General features: G+C 40.2%; 17 protein-coding genes. 6 read left to right on the forward strand and 11 right to left on the reverse strand.

The window, feature by feature from the left end:
* Positions 1-9: 9 nt before the first annotated feature.
* Together B1201_RS15970 and yaaA are read right to left on the reverse strand one after the other, a co-directional pair.
* Complete coding sequence (locus B1201_RS15970) at positions 10-1,332, reverse strand: NCS2 family permease (protein ID WP_078194402.1); 1,323 nt, start codon at positions 1,330-1,332, stop codon at positions 10-12.
* Positions 1,333-2,287: 955 nt separating this feature from the next.
* The gene (gene yaaA / locus B1201_RS15980) at positions 2,288-3,070 is read right to left on the reverse strand and encodes a peroxide stress protein YaaA (protein ID WP_078194405.1); all 783 of its coding nucleotides are present in this window, start codon (positions 3,068-3,070) and stop codon (positions 2,288-2,290) included.
* A 125-nt stretch (positions 3,071-3,195) separates the two neighbouring features.
* Here yaaA and B1201_RS15985 point away from each other — a divergent pair, with 125 nt between their 5' ends.
* Together B1201_RS15985 and B1201_RS15990 are read left to right on the forward strand one after the other, a co-directional pair.
* Complete coding sequence (locus tag B1201_RS15985; protein ID WP_078194407.1) at positions 3,196-3,822, forward strand: alpha/beta hydrolase; 627 nt, start codon at positions 3,196-3,198, stop codon at positions 3,820-3,822.
* 282 nt (positions 3,823-4,104) lie between these two features.
* Positions 4,105-4,629 (forward strand): hypothetical protein, encoded by a 525-nt coding sequence (locus B1201_RS15990; RefSeq protein ID WP_078194408.1) that lies wholly within the window; start codon positions 4,105-4,107, stop codon positions 4,627-4,629.
* An 84-nt stretch (positions 4,630-4,713) separates the two neighbouring features.
* Here the strand turns inward: B1201_RS15990 and B1201_RS15995 are convergent, their stop codons facing one another.
* The 4 genes from B1201_RS15995 to pheA all read right to left on the reverse strand — a co-directional run bounded on the left by B1201_RS15995 (position 4,714) and on the right by pheA (position 9,721).
* Positions 4,714-5,085: a hypothetical protein gene (locus B1201_RS15995; protein ID WP_078194409.1), complete on the reverse strand. Its 372-nt coding sequence runs from the start codon at positions 5,083-5,085 to the stop codon at positions 4,714-4,716.
* A gap of 112 nt (positions 5,086-5,197) precedes the next feature.
* Entirely contained in the window at positions 5,198-7,447 is a 2,250-nt protein-coding gene (locus B1201_RS16000) for a bifunctional prephenate dehydrogenase/3-phosphoshikimate 1-carboxyvinyltransferase (protein ID WP_078194411.1), read from the reverse strand.
* 3 nt (positions 7,448-7,450) lie between these two features.
* Positions 7,451-8,542 (reverse strand): histidinol-phosphate transaminase, encoded by a 1,092-nt coding sequence (hisC, locus tag B1201_RS16005; protein WP_078194412.1) that lies wholly within the window; start codon positions 8,540-8,542, stop codon positions 7,451-7,453.
* Between the two features lie 69 nt (positions 8,543-8,611).
* Positions 8,612-9,721: a prephenate dehydratase gene (pheA, locus tag B1201_RS16010; RefSeq protein WP_078194414.1), complete on the reverse strand. Its 1,110-nt coding sequence runs from the start codon at positions 9,719-9,721 to the stop codon at positions 8,612-8,614.
* Positions 9,722-10,292: 571 nt separating this feature from the next.
* On the opposite strand from pheA, the gene B1201_RS16015 reads away from it, so the two are divergent.
* Positions 10,293-10,823: a DJ-1/PfpI family protein gene (locus tag B1201_RS16015; protein ID WP_078189095.1), complete on the forward strand. Its 531-nt coding sequence runs from the start codon at positions 10,293-10,295 to the stop codon at positions 10,821-10,823.
* A 126-nt stretch (positions 10,824-10,949) separates the two neighbouring features.
* Here the strand turns inward: B1201_RS16015 and B1201_RS16020 are convergent, their stop codons facing one another.
* Together B1201_RS16020 and B1201_RS16025 are read right to left on the reverse strand one after the other, a co-directional pair.
* The gene (locus tag B1201_RS16020) at positions 10,950-12,092 is read right to left on the reverse strand and encodes an acyl-CoA dehydrogenase family protein (RefSeq protein WP_078194415.1); all 1,143 of its coding nucleotides are present in this window, start codon (positions 12,090-12,092) and stop codon (positions 10,950-10,952) included.
* 170 nt (positions 12,093-12,262) lie between these two features.
* Positions 12,263-13,609: a dicarboxylate/amino acid:cation symporter gene (locus B1201_RS16025; protein ID WP_078194416.1), complete on the reverse strand. Its 1,347-nt coding sequence runs from the start codon at positions 13,607-13,609 to the stop codon at positions 12,263-12,265.
* A gap of 408 nt (positions 13,610-14,017) precedes the next feature.
* Between B1201_RS16025 and B1201_RS16030 the strand changes: the two genes are divergently transcribed.
* Positions 14,018-15,016, forward strand: coding sequence for a glycosyl transferase family protein (locus B1201_RS16030; RefSeq protein WP_078194417.1), 999 nt, complete (start codon positions 14,018-14,020; stop codon positions 15,014-15,016).
* Positions 15,017-15,107: 91 nt separating this feature from the next.
* Here the strand turns inward: B1201_RS16030 and B1201_RS16035 are convergent, their stop codons facing one another.
* Both B1201_RS16035 and B1201_RS16040 read right to left on the reverse strand, forming a co-directional pair.
* Positions 15,108-15,374: a YeaC family protein gene (locus B1201_RS16035; RefSeq protein ID WP_078189099.1), complete on the reverse strand. Its 267-nt coding sequence runs from the start codon at positions 15,372-15,374 to the stop codon at positions 15,108-15,110.
* A gap of 2 nt (positions 15,375-15,376) precedes the next feature.
* Entirely contained in the window at positions 15,377-16,315 is a 939-nt protein-coding gene (locus tag B1201_RS16040) for an NAD(+) kinase (RefSeq protein WP_078194419.1), read from the reverse strand.
* A 152-nt stretch (positions 16,316-16,467) separates the two neighbouring features.
* Here B1201_RS16040 and mrcB point away from each other — a divergent pair, with 152 nt between their 5' ends.
* Together mrcB and B1201_RS16050 are read left to right on the forward strand one after the other, a co-directional pair.
* Positions 16,468-18,861 carry a penicillin-binding protein 1B gene (mrcB, locus tag B1201_RS16045; protein WP_078194420.1) on the forward strand — a complete coding sequence of 798 codons (2,394 nt, stop codon included), beginning with the start codon at positions 16,468-16,470 and terminating at the stop codon, positions 18,859-18,861.
* Positions 18,862-18,937: 76 nt separating this feature from the next.
* Entirely contained in the window at positions 18,938-19,420 is a 483-nt protein-coding gene (locus tag B1201_RS16050) for a tetratricopeptide repeat protein (protein WP_078194433.1), read from the forward strand.
* A gap of 543 nt (positions 19,421-19,963) precedes the next feature.
* Here the strand turns inward: B1201_RS16050 and B1201_RS16055 are convergent.
* Positions 19,964-20,863, reverse strand: a complete 900-nt coding sequence (locus tag B1201_RS16055; protein ID WP_078194421.1) for an NUDIX domain-containing protein — start codon at positions 20,861-20,863, stop codon at positions 19,964-19,966.
* Positions 20,864-20,902 lie beyond the last annotated feature (39 nt).

A 20,902-nucleotide genomic window follows, 5' to 3' on the forward strand; every position in this document is an offset into this window, starting at 1 on the left:
TTGACAGTATTAACCGCCAAATGCAGCAAATTTTAATGCCCAAAGTGCAGCAATAATCCAGACCATATACGGTACAGTTTTCGCTTTACCTGTAAGCAATTTAACCAATGCATAGCTGATGAAGCCCATTGCAATACCGTCTGCAATTGAATAGGTAAACGGCATAAATACAATTGTCAAGAATGCAGGGACTGCTTCAGTAATATCATCCCACTCAATATGAACGATACCTTGAATCATCAACACACCAACAAACAATAATGCTGGCGCAGTTGCAAAACCTGGTACTGACTGAGCAAGTGGTGCTAAGAACAATGCCAAAATAAACAATACAGCAACTACAACTGCAGTTAAACCTGTACGACCACCGGCAGCAACACCTGCTGATGATTCAATATAAGGCGTAGTTGATGACGTACCCAATGCCGCACCCGCAACAATTGCAGATGAGTCAGCAAATAATGCTTTCTTCAAACGTGGTAATTTACCGTCTTTTAATAAACCTGCACGGTGTGATACACCGACCAATGTACCTGTAGAGTCAAATAAATCGACCAAGAAGAATACAAAGATCACGCCAATCAAACTTGCGGTGAATAAACCTTCGAAGTTCATTTGCATGAATGTTGGAGCGATTGAAGGAATAGCACCTACAACACCTTTAAATTCGTTGAAGCCCAGCAGGGTTGAAATTGCAGTAATCACCAAAATACTGATGATGATTGCACCACGTACTTTGAAGTGATGCATAACCACAACCATCAAGAAGCCAAGTAAAGCCAACAAGACAGACGGCTGTTTTAAATCACCCAGACTGACCAATGTTGCAGGGTTATCAACAATAATGCCGGCATTTTTCAAAGAAACCAGCGCAAGGAATAAACCAATACCGCCGCCGATCGCCAGTTTAAGCGACATTGGAATCGCATTGACAATCGCTTCACGGATTTTGAACATGCTGATAGCGATAAAAACAAGGCCAGAGACAAAAACAGCTGCTAAAGCAGTTTGCCATTCCACGCCCATACCCAAACATACAGAATAGGTAAAGTAAGCGTTTAAGCCCATACCCGGTGCTAGGGCAATTGGATAGTTAGCAACAATACCCATTACTAAACAGCCAATGGCTGCTGCTAGACACGTTGCGACAAAAACAGCGCCATGATCCATACCCGTTTCGGACAAAATCATTGGATTGACAATAATGATGTAACACATTGTCAAAAAAGTAGTTACACCTGCAATGACCTCTGTTTTGAAACTGGTTTTGTTTTCGCTCAGTTTAAACAGACGTTCAAGCATGTTCTCGGAAGATGGATTAGGAGTCGTCATGACCTAGCCCCTATGAAGTAAACTTTATGCATATAAGCATCCCACAAAATTAATCATGTGATGTATTCATCATTAATTTTGTATATGCCTAAGCAATGAATATGCCAATTTGGCAGATTTTAGGCTCTAAAAAATCCTATTTTCAACAGCATATAACACGGTACAAATGTTGAAATTTGCAAACAAAAAAGCTGCATAAACCTATGCAGCTCCTCTATTTATGTCATTTAATTCGTATTTAATATCAATAAATACTGATCAAATTAATTTCGGCAAATTATAACACATTGATTTTTTAATGTTTCCACATTTTCATCGCTTTTCAATTTAGTAAATTTAAGACATTGTTTTATTTATAAAGTTTCAAATTATTATATGTAAAAATAAAATATCAATATTTAGACGAACTCTTCAAGATCATGCTTGAGCTCAATTCAAAAGCAGCAAGATTGATTTTTTTAGCGCATATAAGGTGATGCGTTCAAATCATCATTGAACACCTGATTAATTTCTTGCTGTCGCTTTAACTCTGCATTTTTATAAACACTAAACCCTAAGAACACAATGCTGAGTATAAAAATTGGTATCAGTATTTTTTTCATAACAAAATTTTATTCATGTTTAAATATTTGGCTATAATAACAAAAAACTTAAACAAAAAAGTGACGTATTTCACAATTTTATATCTTATTAAGTCATTTAATAAGCTATTTGTTCGATCAATGTTAACTTTGTAATATATTTTAGACTGATAGACAAGATAATCGCTGAATGATTTTTTCGAATCCTTTTCCGCAAAAAGCTTCAAATCATAGATCATTTCACATACGAAATTTAAAGCACCATCAATTTCACAGCCCCACCATTAAATCTCGAATGAAGAAGATAAAAAACCGCTGACTTCAAGGCAGCGGCTATACATATTCTTTTCAGTCTAAGCTTTTCAATTTCGAAATTAAGCGGCTTGTTGTTCATCTCGCTTAAAGACCAATTCACCCTTTAAGCTACTCTCTGCATCGAAATAATAACCATCGGTATTGAACGACTTGATATCTTCAATACGTTCAATTTTATTTTCCAACAAATAACGCGCCATTAGGCCACGTGCTTTTTTGGCATAGAAGCTGATGACTTTATATTTGCCGTTCTTTTGATCGAGAAAAACAGGCTTGATGATTTCGGCTTTGATTTTTGATTCTTTGACCGACTTATAGTATTCATCTGAAGCAATGTTGACCAAAAGTTCAGAGCCGGCTTTTGCCAAATCGTCATTGATGAGATTGGTGATTGTATTATCCCAAAACTCATACAAGTTATTTCCACGTGGGTTTTGTAACTTGGTCCCCATCTCTAAACGATATGGCATCATTAAATCCAGTGGACGCAATAAACCATAGAGACCTGAGAGCATACGCAAATGGGTTTGTGCATATTCAAGGTCTGAGTTTGTAAGTTTATAAGCATCTAAACCGGTATATACATCACCTTTAAAGGCAAAGATTGCTTGGCGTGCATTGGCAAAATCAAAATCAGGCTGCCAATCTCGGAAGCGCTCAACATTTAAAGTCGCAATTTTCTCACTGACACTCATCAAGCTTGAAATTTCACTTACCGACAATTTACGTGCGACTGAGATTAATTCTTCAGAATGATCTAATAGCCGTGGTTGAGTGAATTTTTCAGTCGGTAAAGCGGTTTCGTAATCTAAAGTTTTTGCTGGAGAAATTAAAGCGAGCATAAACATCCTGATTAATTTTTAATTAAACAAACTATAACAGTAGAGTATTTTCAAATCCAATCTGTGTTTTTGATAAACATAATCTGTAAACTATGCGACTCTCCCGCTTTCACATTTTAGTCATTATGTCAGAACAACTGTTCATTCAAGGGCCTGTTGGTCAGCTTGAAATTTTTGTTGATTATCCACAGGGTGAAGTGAAAGGATTCGCGGTAGTTACACACCCTCACCCATTACAAGGTGGCACACCACAGCACAAAGTACCTGTGCTTTTAGCGCAAATGTTCTTAGAACGTGGCTATGTTGTCTATCGCCCAAGTTTCCGCGGCTCTGGCCAAAGTGCAGGAATACATGACGAAGGCAATGGTGAAACCAAAGATACCATGCAAGTCATTGAATTTGCTCGTAGCCAACACCCAAACTTGCCATTTTATGCAGGCGGTTTTAGTTTTGGTGCAAATGTCATGACTAAATGCTATGCCCTATTGCCAGTGGAGTTACAGCCTGTACAGACTATTTTATGCGGCTTACCAACCACAACAGTTGCAGGTGTACGTCACTATGTGACACCGCATATTAAGGGTGATATTTTATTTATTCATGGTGAAGAAGATAATGTCACACTGTTATCTGACTTGATTCAGTGGGCCAAACCACAGCGCCATTTAATCACGGTTTTACCAGGTGCAAACCACTTCTTTACAGGTTATCTCAAACAGCTTCGTATCGCGATCTCACGCTTTTTAGTATAAAAAATACAAAAAAAATGAGTCAGCTTAACTGGCTCATTTTTCTTGCCTAGCGAACGCTCTATCCCCCCAATATTCCAGATAAACTGAACTACTCGCTTGTCGAGTTATCCATTTTTTTGCATTAGTGATCACAATTCGTTCAACATGTAATGACTTAAGCCTATGCTCGTTTAATTTTGATTACGCCTCAATTTTTTATCTAAAAACCAATTATTTACTTGTTTAAATAATCAACTACAGAAATAATACCCAGAAAAATTAAGATAAAATTTAGAGGGAAAAATGAAATTTATTGTTGCTGTGATTTTAAGTCTAAGCATTGCAGCTTTGGTTTATTATTTTAATTCAACCCCATCCACAACGACAAATTTACCAGCGTCTACGGTTGCTGCGAACGATGGTCCCAAAGCCTATTTGACTGCGTCATACAAGATGAATGTCGATGGTCGTGATTTTAGCTTAAAAATGGTCTACGACTTTCCCAACAGCCAAGTGTGCGAAGCCCAACTCAACAGCACTGACACCATGAATATGATCTCAACCTTTAAGCAACGCTGTTCGAGTGACTCGGTGTGTAAAGAAGCTGAAATTTCATCTTGTTCATCTTTTACCGATCAAAAATATAAAGATATGCTCGATAAAAAATATCATGACACCCATTATATTTACCTTAGCGATAGCAAATTGACTGATCAACGTGGTGTGATCGTGTTTTGGGGACTCAATGAACAAGAGTCAGAAAAAATGTGTGACTATGTGAAAAAGAGCAATCGAACTATTAATCCTATCAATATTGAATGTCTATAACGTTGTTCGATACATTCCGTTAAAAAATAAAAAAGCGGCACTATGCTGCTTTTTTATAGATGATTTTTAATTCAATTTTTCAGTTCATTTCGTCATTTGTTTCCATTGAAACTCACTATACGAGTCTTCTTCTTTTAAACTGTTTTCGACCGCTTGAGCCAATTGATTCAATAAACTTTGCTCAGTAATACGATCTAACCAATCTTGGTCTTCATCTGGATAAGAGGTAATTTCACAGACTAGACGACCTGATTCATCCTGCCCCTGACATGTCACTGAAAGTGGCAATTCATGTTGATCGACACTGACTGCAATCTGATCACCACTTTGCGATAACGTTTGAAAGCCATAACGCTCTAATTTATTTGCCAATAACTCAGCAACCTGAGTTTGCGTATCAGCACTGCTTTCAACTCGATTTGAATCGCTATGGGCGGTGAATTGTAGTTTTCTCATGTATCTATCCAAAGACATTCTTGTTGTATGGTTTTAGCATAAGCAATTAAAACCAAACAGCCAAGCATTTGCTTGGCTGTTGTTGAATAAATATACAAATTTAGTGAATTATTTATTCACTTACCGCAATCGTTAAACCGGCTTGAGTCGCTAGCTCTGTAAATGTCGGGAAGCTGGTCGCAACAGTTTCTGTACCCACGATATTAATTTCACCCGAAGTACGTAAACCTGCCATTGAGAAGCTCATTGCAATACGGTGGTCATGATGTGATTCGATTTCACCACCTGTGAAGATTGCACCCCACTCACCCGCTTTGCCTTGACCTTCAATGATGATACCGTCCTCGGTTGGCGTACAATCGATACCCATAATTTTTAGGCCATCTGCCATCACTTGAATACGATCCGACTCTTTCACTCGAAGTTCAGCTGCACCAGTCAAAATGGTTTGACCTTCTGCACAAGCCGCTGCGATAAACAGTGCTGGAAATTCATCAATCGCCAATGGTACTTGATCTTCTGGCATATGAATGCCTTTGAGTGTACGTGAACCACGAATACGAATATCTGCAATCGGCTCACCGCCAGCGATACGTTCATTTTCAACAGTCAGGTCAGCACCCATCTGTTTTAAAATTTCGATCACACCTGTACGTGTTGGATTAATGCCGACCGCTTCAAGTGTGACATCTGAACCTTCAGTAATCGCTGCACCCACCATAAAGAATGCTGCAGATGAAATATCAGAGGGTACTTGAATGTCCGTACCGACTAACTTGCCGCCACCTTGAAGTGAAATGCGGTTGCCTTCTGTTTTCACGTCATAACCAAATGCACGAAGCATACGTTCAGAATGGTCACGTGTCGGTTCTGGCTCAGTGACAACAGTTTCACCTTCCGCCCAAAGACCTGCCAACAAAATACCAGATTTTACTTGTGCAGATGCCATTGGTAAGTCGTAGTGAATACCTTTAAGGTTTTGACTTCCAGAAATAGACACGGGCGGCGTACCACGCTCACCTGTGGTTTGAATTTGCGCACCCATTTCACGTAATGGTTTGGCAATACGTTCCATTGGACGTTTTGATAATGACGCATCACCCGTCATCACCGAATCAAACTTTTGTGCCGACAACATGCCTGAAAGCAAACGCATTGAAGTGCCTGAGTTACCCATATACAAAGCGCCTGCAGGTGCTTTTAAACCATGCATACCTACACCATGAATGGTGACTTCGCCGTTTTTAGGGCCTTCAATACTTACACCCATATCGCGGAATGCTTGAAGGGTTGCCAAGGCATCTTCACCTTCAAGGAAACCAGTGACATGCGTTGTGCCTTCTGCAATTGCACCAAACATGATAGAGCGATGTGACACAGATTTATCACCTGGCACAGTAAATTTACCTTGGAATTGCTTTGGACCCGGTAAAATTTTGAATTGCTGTGTCGTCACTTTATTTTTCTCCATCAGTGGTTTCTTTGCGAGCATGTGATTGAAATGTTGGCGTGCCGCTTGTGCATGCCCCAACAGTCCCATCAACGCTTGTGAGTTTTCATCTTCAATCAGTTTGCGAAGAATAGCCAATTGTTTTTCAAAGCCATCTACCGCATTTAAAATTGCCTTTTTATTGGCAAAAAAGATGTCATGCCACATATGTGGGTCGCTTGCAGCAATGCGTGAGAAATCACGAAAACCGCCAGCGGCATAACGGAAAATATCTAAATTGTCTTCTCGGTTCGCGAGTTGCTCAACCAAGTTAAATGCCATCAAATGCGGAAGATGACTGGTATGGGCCAACACTTCATCGTGTTTTTCCACATCCATGCAAATCACTTCCGCTTTGGCAGCTTGCCACAATTGAATTAGTTTCTCTACAGCCCAATCTGCACTGCTAGGTAATGGTGTCAAAATCACTTTGTGATTAGCAAATAAATCTACCTTACCTGCATGCACACCTGTTAGTTCAGCCCCAGCAATCGGATGCCCCGGTACAAAACCAGCAGGTAATTGCTCACCATAGACTGCTTTCGCTGCATCAACGACATTGCCTTTGGTACTCCCAACATCGGTAATAATCGTCTGTTCGGATAGATAAGGCTTGATCGCTTCAAGGACTTTTTGTGTCGCACGTACAGGCAAAGCCAAGACAACGAGATCTGCACCTTTGACCGCTTCAGCAGGATCGCTATAACCCTGCTGAATAAGCCCTAAAGCTTTTGCATCTTCTAAAGTTTTTTGTGAACGCGTAGACGCTACAATTTCCTTAGCTAAACCTTCAGCAATCATGACGCGAGCTAGGCTTGAGCCAATCAGCCCAAGCCCAATAAAAGCAACTTTTTCAAATAGTGGTACAGACATGACTTAAGCTTTAGCCTCTAAGCCCAAAACTTTAGCCAATGCCGCTAAGAATTTAGCATTTTCAGCTTCAGTCCCAATTGATACACGTAAATGCTCAGGGATACCAACTGGACGAACAATCACACCTTCTTTTAATAAAGCATTGAAAGTCTGTGCAGGATCTGCTTTTACATTTACTAAAATGAAGTTCGCACGTGAAGGCACATACGCTAAACCTAAAGCATCAAAGCCTGACTCAAGTTGAGCCATACCCGCTTTGTTCACTACGCGTGATTTTTCAATAAACGCTTCATCTTTAAGTGCAGCAACTGCAGCAACCATTGCTAAATGGTTGACGTTGAATGGTTGACGAATACGATTGAGGAAATCCGTCACTTCAACTGAAGCCAAGGCAAAACCAACACGTAAGGCAGCCAAGCCATAACATTTTGACATGGTACGGCTAACGATTAAGTTTGCGTATTGATCTAAGAATTTCAAGCTGTTGAAGTTTTCTGGGAAATATTCCACATAAGCTTCATCTAAAACCACGATCACATTTGCAGGTACTTTTTGCATGAACGCTTCAAATTCAGCTTCTTCAAACCATGTACCTGTTGGATTATTTGGGTTCGCAATAAAAATCAATTTAGTATTGTCTTTAATTGCTGCAGCCATTGCCTCTAGATCATGTGAAAAACCTTTTGCAGGCACTTCAATCGCTTCAGCATTAATGGCTTGAGTCACCAGACCATACACAGCAAATGCGTGTTGGCTATAAACAACTGAATCATTTTCAGAAACGAATGCGCGAGCAAAAATTTCCAGAAGATCGTTTGAACCATTACCCAACGTAATGCGGTCATGTGCAATACCAAATTGTTTTTCAACTTGGTCTTTCAAAATAAAACCGCCACCATCCGGATATCGACCAATTTCTGCAAGTTCAGCAGCAACCGCTTCTTTCACTTTGTCAGAACAACCCAATGGGTTTTCATTTGATGCGAGTTTTACGATATCTGTAATACCCAACTCACGCTCAAGTTCACTAATTGGTTTACCTGGTTGGTAAGGCTTTAGCTTTGCAATGCCTTCATTGGCTGGGACAAACGTCATTTTACACTTCCAGTTTTTTCAAATGATGAAGGTGATCAACTCCTGATGGAATTGATCACAGTTGTGATCTTAAAGAACAGCAATCGGATATGAACCCAATACACGAATTTCTTTTACTAACGGACGAATTTCTTCAATTGCCGCTTTCACGTTTTCTTGCTCAACATGACCTTCCAAGTCCACAAAGAAGACATAAGCCCATTTTTCTGGTAATGCAGGACGTGTTTCGATACTTGTTAAGCTAATATTATGCTTGGCAAACGGTGCAAGAATTTCAAGTAATGCCCCCGCACGGTCATGCGCAGAAATCAACAATGAAGTTTTATCATTGCCCGATTGTGGCACTTTCTCACGACCAATCACCAAGAAACGAGTAGTATTTTCAGGATTGTCTTCAATATTGCTATGCAAAATTTCAAGGTTGTAAATGTTCGCAGCGACTTCAGAAGCAATTGCTGCTGAGTGCCATTCATTGCGAATACGGCGTGCAGCTTCTGCATTTGAACTGAGTGCAACACGTTCTACACCTGGATAATGAGCATCTAACCAACCACGGCATTGTGCCAAAGTTTGTTGATGGGCATAAATTTGTTTAATGCTGTCTTTACGTGTGTTTTCAGACACTAGGAACTGGTGATGAATACGCAGTTCAACTTCACCAATAACATTCAGATGTGAAGATTTAAAGCAATCTAGGGTGTGGTTCACTACACCTTCAGATGAGTTCTCTACAGGCACAAGACCATAGTGCGCACTGCCTGCTTCTACTTCGCGGAATACTTCATCAATCGTTGGAAGAGGGCGAACAACAGCGTCTTGACCGAAATGTTTTAAAACAGCCGAATGCGTATAAGTTCCGACTGGACCTAAAAACGCAATACTTTGCGGCGCTTCCAGGGCTAAACATGCCGACATGATCTCACGGAATAAACGTGCCATTGTCACATCAGACAATGGGCCTTCGTTACGATCCATAACTTTACGTAAAACTTGCGCTTCACGTTCAGGACGATAAAACAATGGATTCTCTTCTGCAGCAAATTTTGCTTTTGCCACAGCTTCAGCTAGTTTCGCACGACGATTGATAAGTTGTTGAATCTGCATATCAACAGAGTCGATATCTTCACGAATTTGAGCTAAGTCCAGAGAAGTCGGAGTGTTTTGATCATCGTTGATCATTGTTATGTCGCCCTTCAAAAAAATTTTGCAAACAGTATAACAATAGTTAGCTTTCAAATGTTGCGCAATACGACTTTGATGGTTTCAGCCTTAAAAACATACAGTTGATTAAAGCTTCATCAGCTTAACTTAAGAGCCAAAACAGCCAAACTGATAGCTAAAGCCATAATTAAGGCAAATCTTACCTTTTGACGGCTTTATTGATCATTCATCTTGAGCAGCACAATAAATAACCTTTCTCCTTTCTAGCTAATTTGAATAGATCCATCTCCTTGTATAAGCCCATCAATCAATTTGTTTCATTGGTCATTTCATTTTTAAATTTTGCTCTCAATACCTGCAGCAAAATAAAAAATTCAAAACTTGGCTTTCATGGCATAGAAATAATTTGAAACTTAAAGATGATATATATAAACACTTGGTCATTGATCGTTTTTTCAGTGACTTAATAGGCACTTTCATCTAGTGTTTACAGTCATTGACGCATTTATTACAAAAGACACAGGTAATTTTTTTCATTGCTTTGTAGTCTAAATATCAGAAAAAAAATAACAGACCCATAGGTACAAGTATGCACAAGAAAATTGCAGTGTTAGTGACCTACGATTTTGAAGATATTGAGTATCTTGAGCCTGTGGAGGCATTTCGAGCCGCTCGGCACAGCATTATCAATATCGAAGATCAGGTTGGAAAAATTGTTTACGGTATTAAACGCCGTTCCCAGATCACCATTGACCAAAGTATCGACGATGCCTCTGTGCATGATTTTGATGCATTGTTTATTCCCGGCGGTTATTCCCCAGAGAAACTCGCTTTAGATGACCGTTTTATCTATTTTGTACGTAATTTTGCAGATAGCCAAAAGCCGATCTTGAGCAGTTGCCATGGTCCACAGTTGTTATTAGAAGCTGGTGTCATACAAGGTCGCCATTTCGCCCAATCTGAAACGCTGAAATCTGCTTTACTAAACGCAGGTGTGGTGGTGTCGGATCAATCGGTCGTGAATGATAATAACCTATATATATCGTCTCGCAGTACTTTAGATACACCTGAATTTATTGAAGTCTGTCTGCAAGTTTTGGGGCAACCGTCATTATCTTAGGTCTCAATATATTCACTTACACTCAACCGCATAATCTAATTCAAACACGCAAATCTATAGAAAGACATCTTAAAAAAATAGCGAAGTCATCACTTCGCTATTTTAATTTTCAGCCTGATAATTTGTTTATCGACCTAAAATACTTCGTGCCACGATTTCTTTCATAATTTCATTGGTGCCACCGTAGATTTGCTGAATACGTGCATCGACAAAGAAACGTGAAATTGGATATTCCGTCATATAACCATAGCCACCAAATAATTGAAGTAGATTATGGGCCACTTTCATTTGCATATCGGTAGAAAAGCTCTTGAGTGCTGCTGCAGTTTCAACATCAAGTTTGCCTTGCATATAAAGTTCAACATTTTGATTATAAAATGCCGCTGTAGCCAATTCGTCAATCTTAGCCTGTGCCAAGACAAAACGAGTATTTTGGAACTGTCCGATCGCCTGTCCGAACGCTTGTCGCTCTTTAACATACTGCGTTGCCACATCAATGGAACCACGAATCGCACCAATTGCAGTCGAGGCAATTGCGGTACGTTCACGCGGTAACTCTTGCATCAAGTAAGCAAAGCCTTGTCCAGCTTGTCCCAAAAGTTGCTCTTTTGGCACTTTGACGTTGTCATAAAACAACTCAGAAGTGTCTTGTGCATGTAGACCAATTTTGTCGAGGTTGGTACCTTTCTTAAATCCATCCAAATGTGTATTGACTAAGAGTAGTGACACGCCTTTGGCACGTGCTTGTGGATCGGTTTTCGCGGCCAATACCACTAAGTCTGCATGTTGACCATTTGAGATAAAGGTTTTCGAACCATTGAGCAGATAATGATCACCCTGCAAAATTGCACTACTGCGCATAGACTGCAAGTCCGAACCTGCACCCGGCTCTGTCATACCAATAGCACCAACCACTTCACCCGTGACCATTTTCGGTAACCAATATTGTTTTTGTTCTTCTGAACCAATGTGCAAAATATAAGGCGCTGCAATTTCAGAATGGCATGAAATACCTGTCGATAATGCACTAAAACCTGCTCGCGCAGATTCTTCAACTAGCATCAGTGAATAATGCGTTGGGACGCCATAGCCGCCATATTCTTCAGGCACATCCACACATAAAAAGCCATTTTCACCCAAAGCATTCCATACTGAACGCGGCATAATACCTTCACGTTCCCATTGCTCATAATGTGGTGCGACATGCTCTGCCATAAAGCGGCGAAAGTTATCTCGAAATAATTCTAAGTCTGCATCATAAGCCAGCATGTGTTTCTTCCTTGGTTGAGTTTGTTATTTTGTTGAGCTCCATCCTATTGCAGTTTAGAACAGCCGTCATGCCTAAAAACTAAAGCGTTCAAATTTGGCTTTGCCCTTGCATTAAAAAAGGAAGCCGAAGCTTCCTTTTTAATTACATCTTTTACATCACAGCATCAGCGTTAAGCATGATGTGCATTGCCTTCTTCTTGCATCTGACGGTCAATTTCTTCAGGATTTGCTAAAGCAAAATCCAGTTTTTCTTTGTCTAATTGACCCACCCATTTCGCAACCACAATCGTTGCCAATGAGTTACCTACAAGGTTCGTTAATGCACGTGCTTCTGACATGAAACGGTCAATACCAAGAATTAATGCCAAACCTGCAACAGGAATATGACCCACAGCAGACAATGTTGCAGCCATCACAATAAAGCCTGAACCCGTCACACCCGCAGCACCCTTAGATGAAATGAGTAGAACCAATAACAATGTGATCTGATGCGAAATATCAAGCGGTGTATTGGTCGCTTGTGCAATAAAGATTGCTGCCATAGTCAGGTAAATAGACGTACCATCTAGGTTAAATGAATAACCTGTTGGAATAACAAGACCCACTACAGATTTTTCTGCACCAGCAAGTTCGAGTTTTTTCAACATACGTGGCAGTACAGATTCAGAAGATGACGTACCCAGTACGATCAGTAACTCTTCGCGAATCATACGAATCATTTTCAAAATACTGAAACCGCAAATACGTGCAATTGAGCCAAGTATAATGAAAATAAACAGCAAACATGTGATATAGAAGCAGATGATCAATTGACCCAATTGTGCCAAACTACCAATACCATATTTACCAATGGTATAAGCCATCGCACCGAAAGCACCAATTGGTGCAAGCTTCATGATCATGTTTACAATGTTAAAGAATACATGTGCAATTTGATCAATAAACTTCAATACAGGCTTACCTGCATCACCAAGTTTATGCAAAGCAAAACCAAATAATAAGGCAAATAATAGAACTTGAAGAATTTCACCCTCAGCAAACGCACCAACAACGGTGTTTGGGATGATATTCATAAAAAATTCTTGGGTAGATTGCGCTGCACCAGATTCAACATATTTAGAAATACCTGCAGTATCTAAAGATGCTGGATCTACGTTCATGCCCACACCTGGTTTTGCAATATTAATCACTGCAAGACCAATAATGAGTGCGATGGTCGAAACGATTTCGAAGTATAGTAAAGCGACCCCACCTGTCTTACCCACAGATTTCATGCTTTCCATGCCTGCAATACCACTTACCACGGTACAGAAGATCACAGGTGCAATAATCATTTTAATTAGCTTAATGAAACCTTGTCCTAGTGGATAGAACAATTCACCCCAGCCTTTTACGTATTGCTCGGTACCATTGATAATTTGCGTACCACTTGGTGAGAAATGACCCACCAATACACCCGCAATAATGGCAACGATCACTTGAAAATATAGTGACTTATAAATTGGTTTTTTAGCCATGACATTACTTCACGATATATTTCTGCTTCAAAGAAATATTCAGTTTTTGTCTATTTTCAAAAAATAAACAGCCCAAAACCCCTTTGTCTTCGACAAAAGAGCACCAAAGGTATTTGACTTAGCCAAATACAGAAAAACGAAATATGTATGGTGATTAAATAATCACATCAGGACCTGATATAGAATCAGCACATTGATCAGGAGATGAAACGCATACTAAAGTAGGTTAAATTTTACCTGTTTTTTAATGGCTTGTTCTGCCACAAATGTTAATTTCGGTTAAATAATAGACCGAGATCATTAGACTATAGTCTAAAGACTGCATTTTTTACGCCCATTATCAGGCTGAAAAATACCAACTATAGAAGTAAACTACCCTTAAGTCCTAATTTTAAGCCCCGTATTTGCATGAACAATAAACGAAATATTTACAAAGATTTTGAACATCCTTTTGCGCAATTTGTCCGTATCGTGGGTAAAGGTAAAAATGGCGCACGTTCGCTCACTTATGATGAAGCCTACCAAGCATTCAGCATGATCTTAAAAAATGAGGTTTTAGACGTTCAATTGGGCGCTTTCTTGATGTTATTGCGTGTAAAAGAAGAGTCAGTCGATGAACTCACTGGCTTTGTCCAAGCCACACGTGATCAGCTCAAGTTTAAAAAACTTGATGTCGATTTAGATTGGTCATCTTATGCAGGTAAACGCAAACATTATCCTTGGTTTTTATTGGCCGCATTAACGCTAGCAAAACACGGCTACAATGTCGTAATGCATGGCGCTTCAGGTCATACCATTAACCGCCTTTATACAGAACAAGTATTAGAGTATTTGGGTTTTCCTATTTGCCAAAATGATACAGATGTGGAACAGCAACTAATACAACGTCATTTTGCTTATATTCCGCTCGACGTCATTTCACCAATACTCAGTGATTTAATTTCACTACGCAATGTGATGGGTTTACGTTCCCCAATTCACACCCTTGCGCGTCTGATAAATCCATTTAATGCCAAAGCCACCATGCAAGCGATTTTCCATCCAGCCTATCGTGGATCACACCAACGTGCGGCATTTCAATTGGGTTATCAAAATAGTGCTGTCATTAAGGGTGAAGGTGGTGAATTCGAACGTAACCCCGATGCAAAAACATTAATTTGTGGTATCAAGGATGGTGAAATGTATGAACATGAGTTGCCTAAACTGACGGACAACCGTAGTCCAGTCGAAGAAGAACTTGATTTGGCCGTTTTTAAAGCCGTTTGGGACGGTCAGCAGACACATGAATATGGTGAAATCGCAGTCACCGAAACCATGGGAATCGCACTATATACCATGGGTGCAGTCGCAAGTTTTGATGAAGCCATGCAAACTGCCAAAACCATGTGGGCAAATCGTCACGCTTAAATAAGCAGATATGAAGCAACAAATTTAGGTATGCATCAGCTAATAAAAAAGCCAGCATTAAGCTGGCTTTTTCAATCAGAAAGAAAAAGGATTAAACGAAACGAATCGGCTTGAACTCAGGTTCTTCCACATGTGAGTCGCAATGCTCATCTTCTTCTTTGGTCCCGCGGTCGATATAACCACTACGCTCATCTTCTGGCAAATGTTTAATTTCCCATGCATACACCGCTTGCATACAAATTTGACGTTGTTCTTGAGTCAGCGCTACACCATTTGGCCATTTACCAATTTCAATTGCCGTTTTTAATCGACCAACAATTTCAGGATCGAGTACGGCAAGCATCTGTTCAATATTCATAATTAATCCTGCTTTAATGAGTCAAAATCTTGGTTCCAGCCTAGCTTGGTACGACATGCCATATAGAAGTCATAACCAGGTGGATGTAATAAGTTGAGCTTAAATGGATGTTTGCGGATATGTAAACTATCGCCTACACCCAATGATACACTGTGTTGACCATCGGCACTGACCATTGGTAAAACACGGTTTTCACGAATCAAAATTTTAATTTCACTTTGTCCGCCCACGACAATCGGACGTGACGACAAAGTATGAGGATGCATTGGCACTAAGGCAATCGCATCCATACTTGGGTGGACAATCGGACCACCACCAGATAATGCATAGGCTGTAGAGCCAGTTGGTGTCGAAACAATTAAACCATCACTGTGTTGGCGGTATACATATTGCCCATCAATATTCAGTTCAAAGTCGATCATATGTACCGATTTACCTGAATGCAGCACAATATCATTTAAAGCCACAGCATCATAAATCGACTCGCCTTTCGAGCGAATTTCCATTTCCAACAAGAAACGTCGGTCTAGCTGAAACTCACCTTTGAGCACTTGATCTAACTTGAAAATCACTTCTGTCGGTTTGATATCGGTCAGGAAGCCCAAACGACCACGGTTCACCCCAATCACAGGAGTGTTGTATTTCACCAAGGCACGTGCAGCATGAAGCAATGAACCATCACCGCCAACTACGATCACCAAATCGACAACTTCACCCAATAAATTACGGCTGACCGTCTGAGTATTATTGTAGGGAACCAGCTGCGCTGTTTGCATATCAAATACAGGATGTAATCCCAAACTCAAAATATGATCGTGGATCAAACATAGGGTTTCGATCACTGATGATTTGTCTGGACGACCAATCAACCCAATGTTTCGAAATGATTTATGTGAAATTTGCACCTGCGCTTTTGCTCCGCTTCGCCTCATTGGTATCATATCACTAACAGAAATGATTTAAAAAAACTTTAAAGTTTCGACTTTAGTGAAGTAGCTTCCAATATTTTGCATACATATAACAGTTTAAATATTGCAAAATACTGAAAAGCTTCGCATGATTAGCAAAATTTCTCAGGGTCTTATCACTATTTATGAAGTCTGAACGTGGCATAGGCATAATTGCACTGATTTTTTCGCTGTTGATTATCGGCGGATTTCTCGTGTTCAGCATTTATCTTATTCGTCTAGATAATATTGTACGGGACAAATTTGAAGGTCAACGTTGGGATATTCCAGCCAAGGTATTTGCTCGTCCTTTAGAAATTTATACCAATGCGCCTGTAAGCCAAGCAGACCTCAACCAAGAACTGAAACTTTTGGGCTATAACGCTCAAGACAGCTATGCCAAAACGGGAAGTTACGTTACTTCTGGCAATGTGACCTATATCCATACGCGTGGTTTTGACTTTGGTGATAATGTCGACCCTGAACAAGTCCTTAAAGTGACCTTTGGTGAAGATCAAATCACTGAAGTGAGTGCGACTAAGCCTTCAAGTAGTGGTATTGCCCGCTTAGAGCCAATGTTAATTGGCGGTATTTATCCTCAGCACAATGAAGACCGTGTGCTGATCAAACTTGATAAAGTGCCAAAGCCTTTAATCCAAGCTTTAATTGCTACCGAAGACCGTAATTTCTATCAGCATCATGGTATTTCCATTCGTGGTACAGCACGTGCCATCGTAAGTAATGTCACCGGTGGTAAACGTCAAGGTGGTTCGACCCTCACTCAACAATTGGTGAAAAATTTCTATTTATCGCCTGAAAAAACCATTAAGCGTAAGGCCAATGAAGCCTTAATGGCGATGCTGATTGAACTTCACTATGACAAAGATGAAATTCTTGAAGCTTATTTAAATGAAGTGAACTTAGGTCAAAACGGTAATTATTCAATCAATGGTTATGGTTTAGCCTCACAATTCTATTTTGGTTTACCCCTACGTGAACTAAATATTGCTCAGCAGGCGTATTTAGTCGGTCTAGTTCAAGGCCCGACCCTATTTAATCCGTGGAAAAACCCTGAAGGTGCGATTAAACGCCGTAATATTGTATTAAATAATATGGTGGTCATGGGCTATTTAACTCAGGAACAATATGAAACTGAGTCTGCACGTCCATTAAATGTCATTACTAAACCAACATTGGGCCCTTCTCGCTTCCCTGACTATATGGATATCGTGCGTCGTCAATTGCGTACCGAATACCAAGAAAGCGATTTGACCAATCAAGGTCTGCGTATTTTCACCGCGATGGACCCGATTGCTCAAACTCGTGTACAAACTGCATTTAAAGAATCTGTGGCACGTTTAAGTAATGCCAATCCAGCACGCTTGAAAGAATTACAAGGCGCGGTACTGGTGTCTCATCCTGAAAATGGTGAATTGGTTTCAGCAGTCGGTTCAACGCAGGACTTTACTGGCTTTAACCGTACGATGGATGCTAAACGTCAAGTGGGTTCATTGCTAAAACCTGTGATTTACCTCAGTGCGATAGAATCCAACCGCTATAACTGGGCGAGTCAAATCGAAGACAGTCCTATCAGCATTCAAAGTGATGGCAAAGCTTGGACACCGAAAAACTATAGTGGTGGTGCACATGGTGTCGTACCAATGGTCGATGCCCTATCAAACTCTTATAACCTCTCTGCGGTACGCTTAGGTCAAGAGTTCGGTATGTCCACGTTTATTAACCATCTGAAAAAGTTTGGTGTGACTTCTAATATTCCAAACTACCCTTCGATTTACCTCGGCGCTATCGATATGTCACCGATGGAAGTGATGAGTGTCTATGGAAACTTTGCAACCGGTGGCTTCAAATATCCAGTGAAAGCTATTCGTTCAGTGGTCGATGCCAATGGTCGTTTATTAGATCGTTATAGCTTAACGGTACAACCGACTATTGCACCTGATGCAGCCTTTATCTTGAACTATGGTTTACAACAAGTCATGAGTTCAGGGACAGGCCGTTCTGCTTATGCATCATTACCCGCTTCACTCAAACTTGCAGGTAAATCAGGGACAACCAATGATACGCGTGACTCATGGTTTGCAGGTTATTCAGGTAATTACTTAAGTGTGGTTTGGTTAGGTTTAGACAACAACAAAGTTACAGGCTTAACTGGTTCGTCAGGAGCACTTCCTGTTTGGACCAATGTGATGAAGCAGTTACGTCAAAAACCAGTTAATTTACGTCAACCAGACAGCGTACAGTGGCATTGGTTAGACCGTTATTCAGGTAATTTATCTGCGCAGCATTGTACGGGTGCGATGTATATTCCTCTGTCGCGCAACTCCATTCCAAATCAAGCTACGGCATGTGGTTCGACACAATATGAAGTAGAACCTTACACAGTTGATACTGAAGAGACGCAGCCAACTCAGGAACAAAATGATAGTTTAGGTGACTACATTCGTGAAAGTGATGTCGATAATGATCAGGGTTCATCTGATCAACCTCGCATCATCTCAAGTGGAGAGTATTCAAATTAAACTGCACAACATTAAATTTTTAAAAACGTTCAGTATTCTGAGCGTTTTGACGATCATTTTGGCAGGTTGCCAAACCATGATCGAACCTGAGCAAAAGCCGCCTGCTGCACCTGAAAAAAAGGCAGATATCCATGACCCTTCTGGGGTCATCATTACGCCATATGACCATCCAGAAATTAAGCGTCAACGTATCGTTATTCCTGAGCAGAAAACCCAAATTCAAAAGTTTGATGATGGCCGCGACTTACCTGCATTCAAAAAATTGATGCAAACTACGCAAACCGCTTATGCCAATGGAAAATGGAATGAAGCTGAAAGTGCTGCAACTCAAGCACAGCGTTTGGCACCACAATCTGCGGAAACTTTTTTATATTTGGCAATGATCGCCAATCGAAAAAATCAACCTGCGAATGCAGAATCGTTGGCACTGCGTGGATTAAGCTATGCTCAAACCAAGCCGATGAAACAACAGCTTTGGAATGTTGTTTTAAAAGCTGGTCAAATGCAAAAGAAAAGCAGCACCATTCAAAAAGCCCAACAAGCCATCAAAGCTCTTTAAGCACCCATAAAAAAGCCTGTTCTTAATTGAGATCAGGCTTATTATTTAAAACATACTAAAAGTAAGTTTATTTCTCATAGTTATTATTAAATAATGTTACGCAGTAACATCAGAAGCATAATTTGATCTAAATAAAAGTACGATACACGGTAACGTCATCTGCAAGCGTTTGAGACAAAACTACATCTATTTAAAAATGTTTGCGATACTTTGGATAAATTGACGCTAGTGAACGAGTTTTGTCAGTGAGGTGCATTGCACCGCAAGATGGTTTCCTTATGAAGCACGCTTCTCATTTTGCCTAATGAGAAGCATCGTTTCGTAAGAGTACCTCCAGCCGAAGGCTAATCCCTTTACTCAATCTCTAGATTTAAGACTCCGTCGTATCGGTTTAAAAATCATTTTAAAAATGCGTAATTATTTTTACGGGAGTAACATCAGTAAATAGCTTACAAATAGTAAGTCTATTTCTAACCAACCTTCACTGAATTTTACATAACAACTTTCAAATACGACTTTAATTCAATATACACATTCTAGTTTCTAAAAACTGCGAATACCTGCCACCCCATAAGCATGATGCTGCTGTGCAATAGGTAGCAATTCAGGACGCATCCCACCTAAAGCAAAAACAGGGATTTCTATATTTAGTGCAATCTCAGAAAAATGCGCCCATCCCATACCTTGCGCCTCTGGATGACTTTGTGTCGCCAGAACTGGGCTCATAAAAATAGCATCACAGCCAATTTTTTGCGCATGCAGTGCAGAAACTTGATCATGACAAGCGGCGATATAGCGCTTCCCAGGCTGTAAATCACCTTTATTTTTTTTCAGCAATTGGTGCTGCTTAAGATGTAAAGCCGAAATATGTGCTTGAACCTCTGTAGAGAGTAAAGACCATAGATCTTCATTAATTATCAATTGCTTTAAAATCACGGTAGGTAATTGATTTAATGCCGCTGCATTTTCTGCACTGGCATCGACTCGCCAATAATACAACAACATCTCTTGAAGCGTTTCAAATGTTGGTAGATCGGCGGTGATTTTGATCTGTTGCTGCCAATATAAGCGCTGCAAAATAGCTTGATTGGCCTTTGGAAAATTCAAACTCATAAGTTGTTGACGCGAATACCAGGCCCATGGCTTTTGGATTTCATTCAGCAACGCATGCGGGACGGTGGCATGAAATAAATGTAATTTCACAACAACATCATCATATTCATGCTGAATAAAATCAAAAGCATGCCAGTCATGTAAACCAATTCCAACCTCTTCAAAAATTTCACGACGACACGCTTGTTCAGGACTTTCACCCTGCTCGACTTTACCACCCGGAAACTCATGTTTATTGCCCTGATGTTGTTTTGCTTCACGCCAACCCACCAGTACTTTGTCTTGATGCAATAAAATCGCAATGGCGACATCGATTTGCGGTTTCGACATAGTTCCCTGCTCTCTACTCTGTTCCAATTGATATCCAAG

This window comes from Acinetobacter sp. ANC 5600 (assembly GCF_002018395.1).
Classification (GTDB): Bacteria; Pseudomonadota; Gammaproteobacteria; order Pseudomonadales; family Moraxellaceae; genus Acinetobacter; species Acinetobacter amyesii.

Excerpts from the sequence above, each read along its gene's own strand:
- B1201_RS15970 (WP_078194402.1), bottom strand. The coding sequence starts at position 1,332 with ATGACGACTCCTAATCCATCTTCCGAGAACATGCTTGAACGTCTGTTT.
- yaaA (WP_078194405.1), bottom strand. The coding sequence starts at position 3,070 with ATGCTCGCTTTAATTTCTCCAGCAAAAACTTTAGATTACGAAACCGCT.
- B1201_RS15985 (WP_078194407.1), top strand. The coding sequence starts at position 3,196 with ATGTCAGAACAACTGTTCATTCAAGGGCCTGTTGGTCAGCTTGAAATT.
- B1201_RS15990 (WP_078194408.1), top strand. The coding sequence starts at position 4,105 with ATGAAATTTATTGTTGCTGTGATTTTAAGTCTAAGCATTGCAGCTTTG.
- B1201_RS15995 (WP_078194409.1), bottom strand. The coding sequence starts at position 5,085 with ATGAGAAAACTACAATTCACCGCCCATAGCGATTCAAATCGAGTTGAA.
- B1201_RS16000 (WP_078194411.1), bottom strand. The coding sequence starts at position 7,447 with ATGTCTGTACCACTATTTGAAAAAGTTGCTTTTATTGGGCTTGGGCTG.
- hisC (WP_078194412.1), bottom strand. The coding sequence starts at position 8,542 with ATGACGTTTGTCCCAGCCAATGAAGGCATTGCAAAGCTAAAGCCTTAC.
- pheA (WP_078194414.1), bottom strand. The coding sequence starts at position 9,721 with ATGATCAACGATGATCAAAACACTCCGACTTCTCTGGACTTAGCTCAA.
- B1201_RS16015 (WP_078189095.1), top strand. The coding sequence starts at position 10,293 with ATGCACAAGAAAATTGCAGTGTTAGTGACCTACGATTTTGAAGATATT.
- B1201_RS16020 (WP_078194415.1), bottom strand. The coding sequence starts at position 12,092 with ATGCTGGCTTATGATGCAGACTTAGAATTATTTCGAGATAACTTTCGC.
- B1201_RS16025 (WP_078194416.1), bottom strand. The coding sequence starts at position 13,609 with ATGGCTAAAAAACCAATTTATAAGTCACTATATTTTCAAGTGATCGTT.
- B1201_RS16030 (WP_078194417.1), top strand. The coding sequence starts at position 14,018 with ATGAACAATAAACGAAATATTTACAAAGATTTTGAACATCCTTTTGCG.
- B1201_RS16035 (WP_078189099.1), bottom strand. The coding sequence starts at position 15,374 with ATGAATATTGAACAGATGCTTGCCGTACTCGATCCTGAAATTGTTGGT.
- B1201_RS16040 (WP_078194419.1), bottom strand. The coding sequence starts at position 16,315 with ATGATACCAATGAGGCGAAGCGGAGCAAAAGCGCAGGTGCAAATTTCA.
- mrcB (WP_078194420.1), top strand. The coding sequence starts at position 16,468 with ATGAAGTCTGAACGTGGCATAGGCATAATTGCACTGATTTTTTCGCTG.
- B1201_RS16050 (WP_078194433.1), top strand. The coding sequence starts at position 18,938 with ATGATCGAACCTGAGCAAAAGCCGCCTGCTGCACCTGAAAAAAAGGCA.
- B1201_RS16055 (WP_078194421.1), bottom strand. The coding sequence starts at position 20,863 with ATGTCGAAACCGCAAATCGATGTCGCCATTGCGATTTTATTGCATCAA.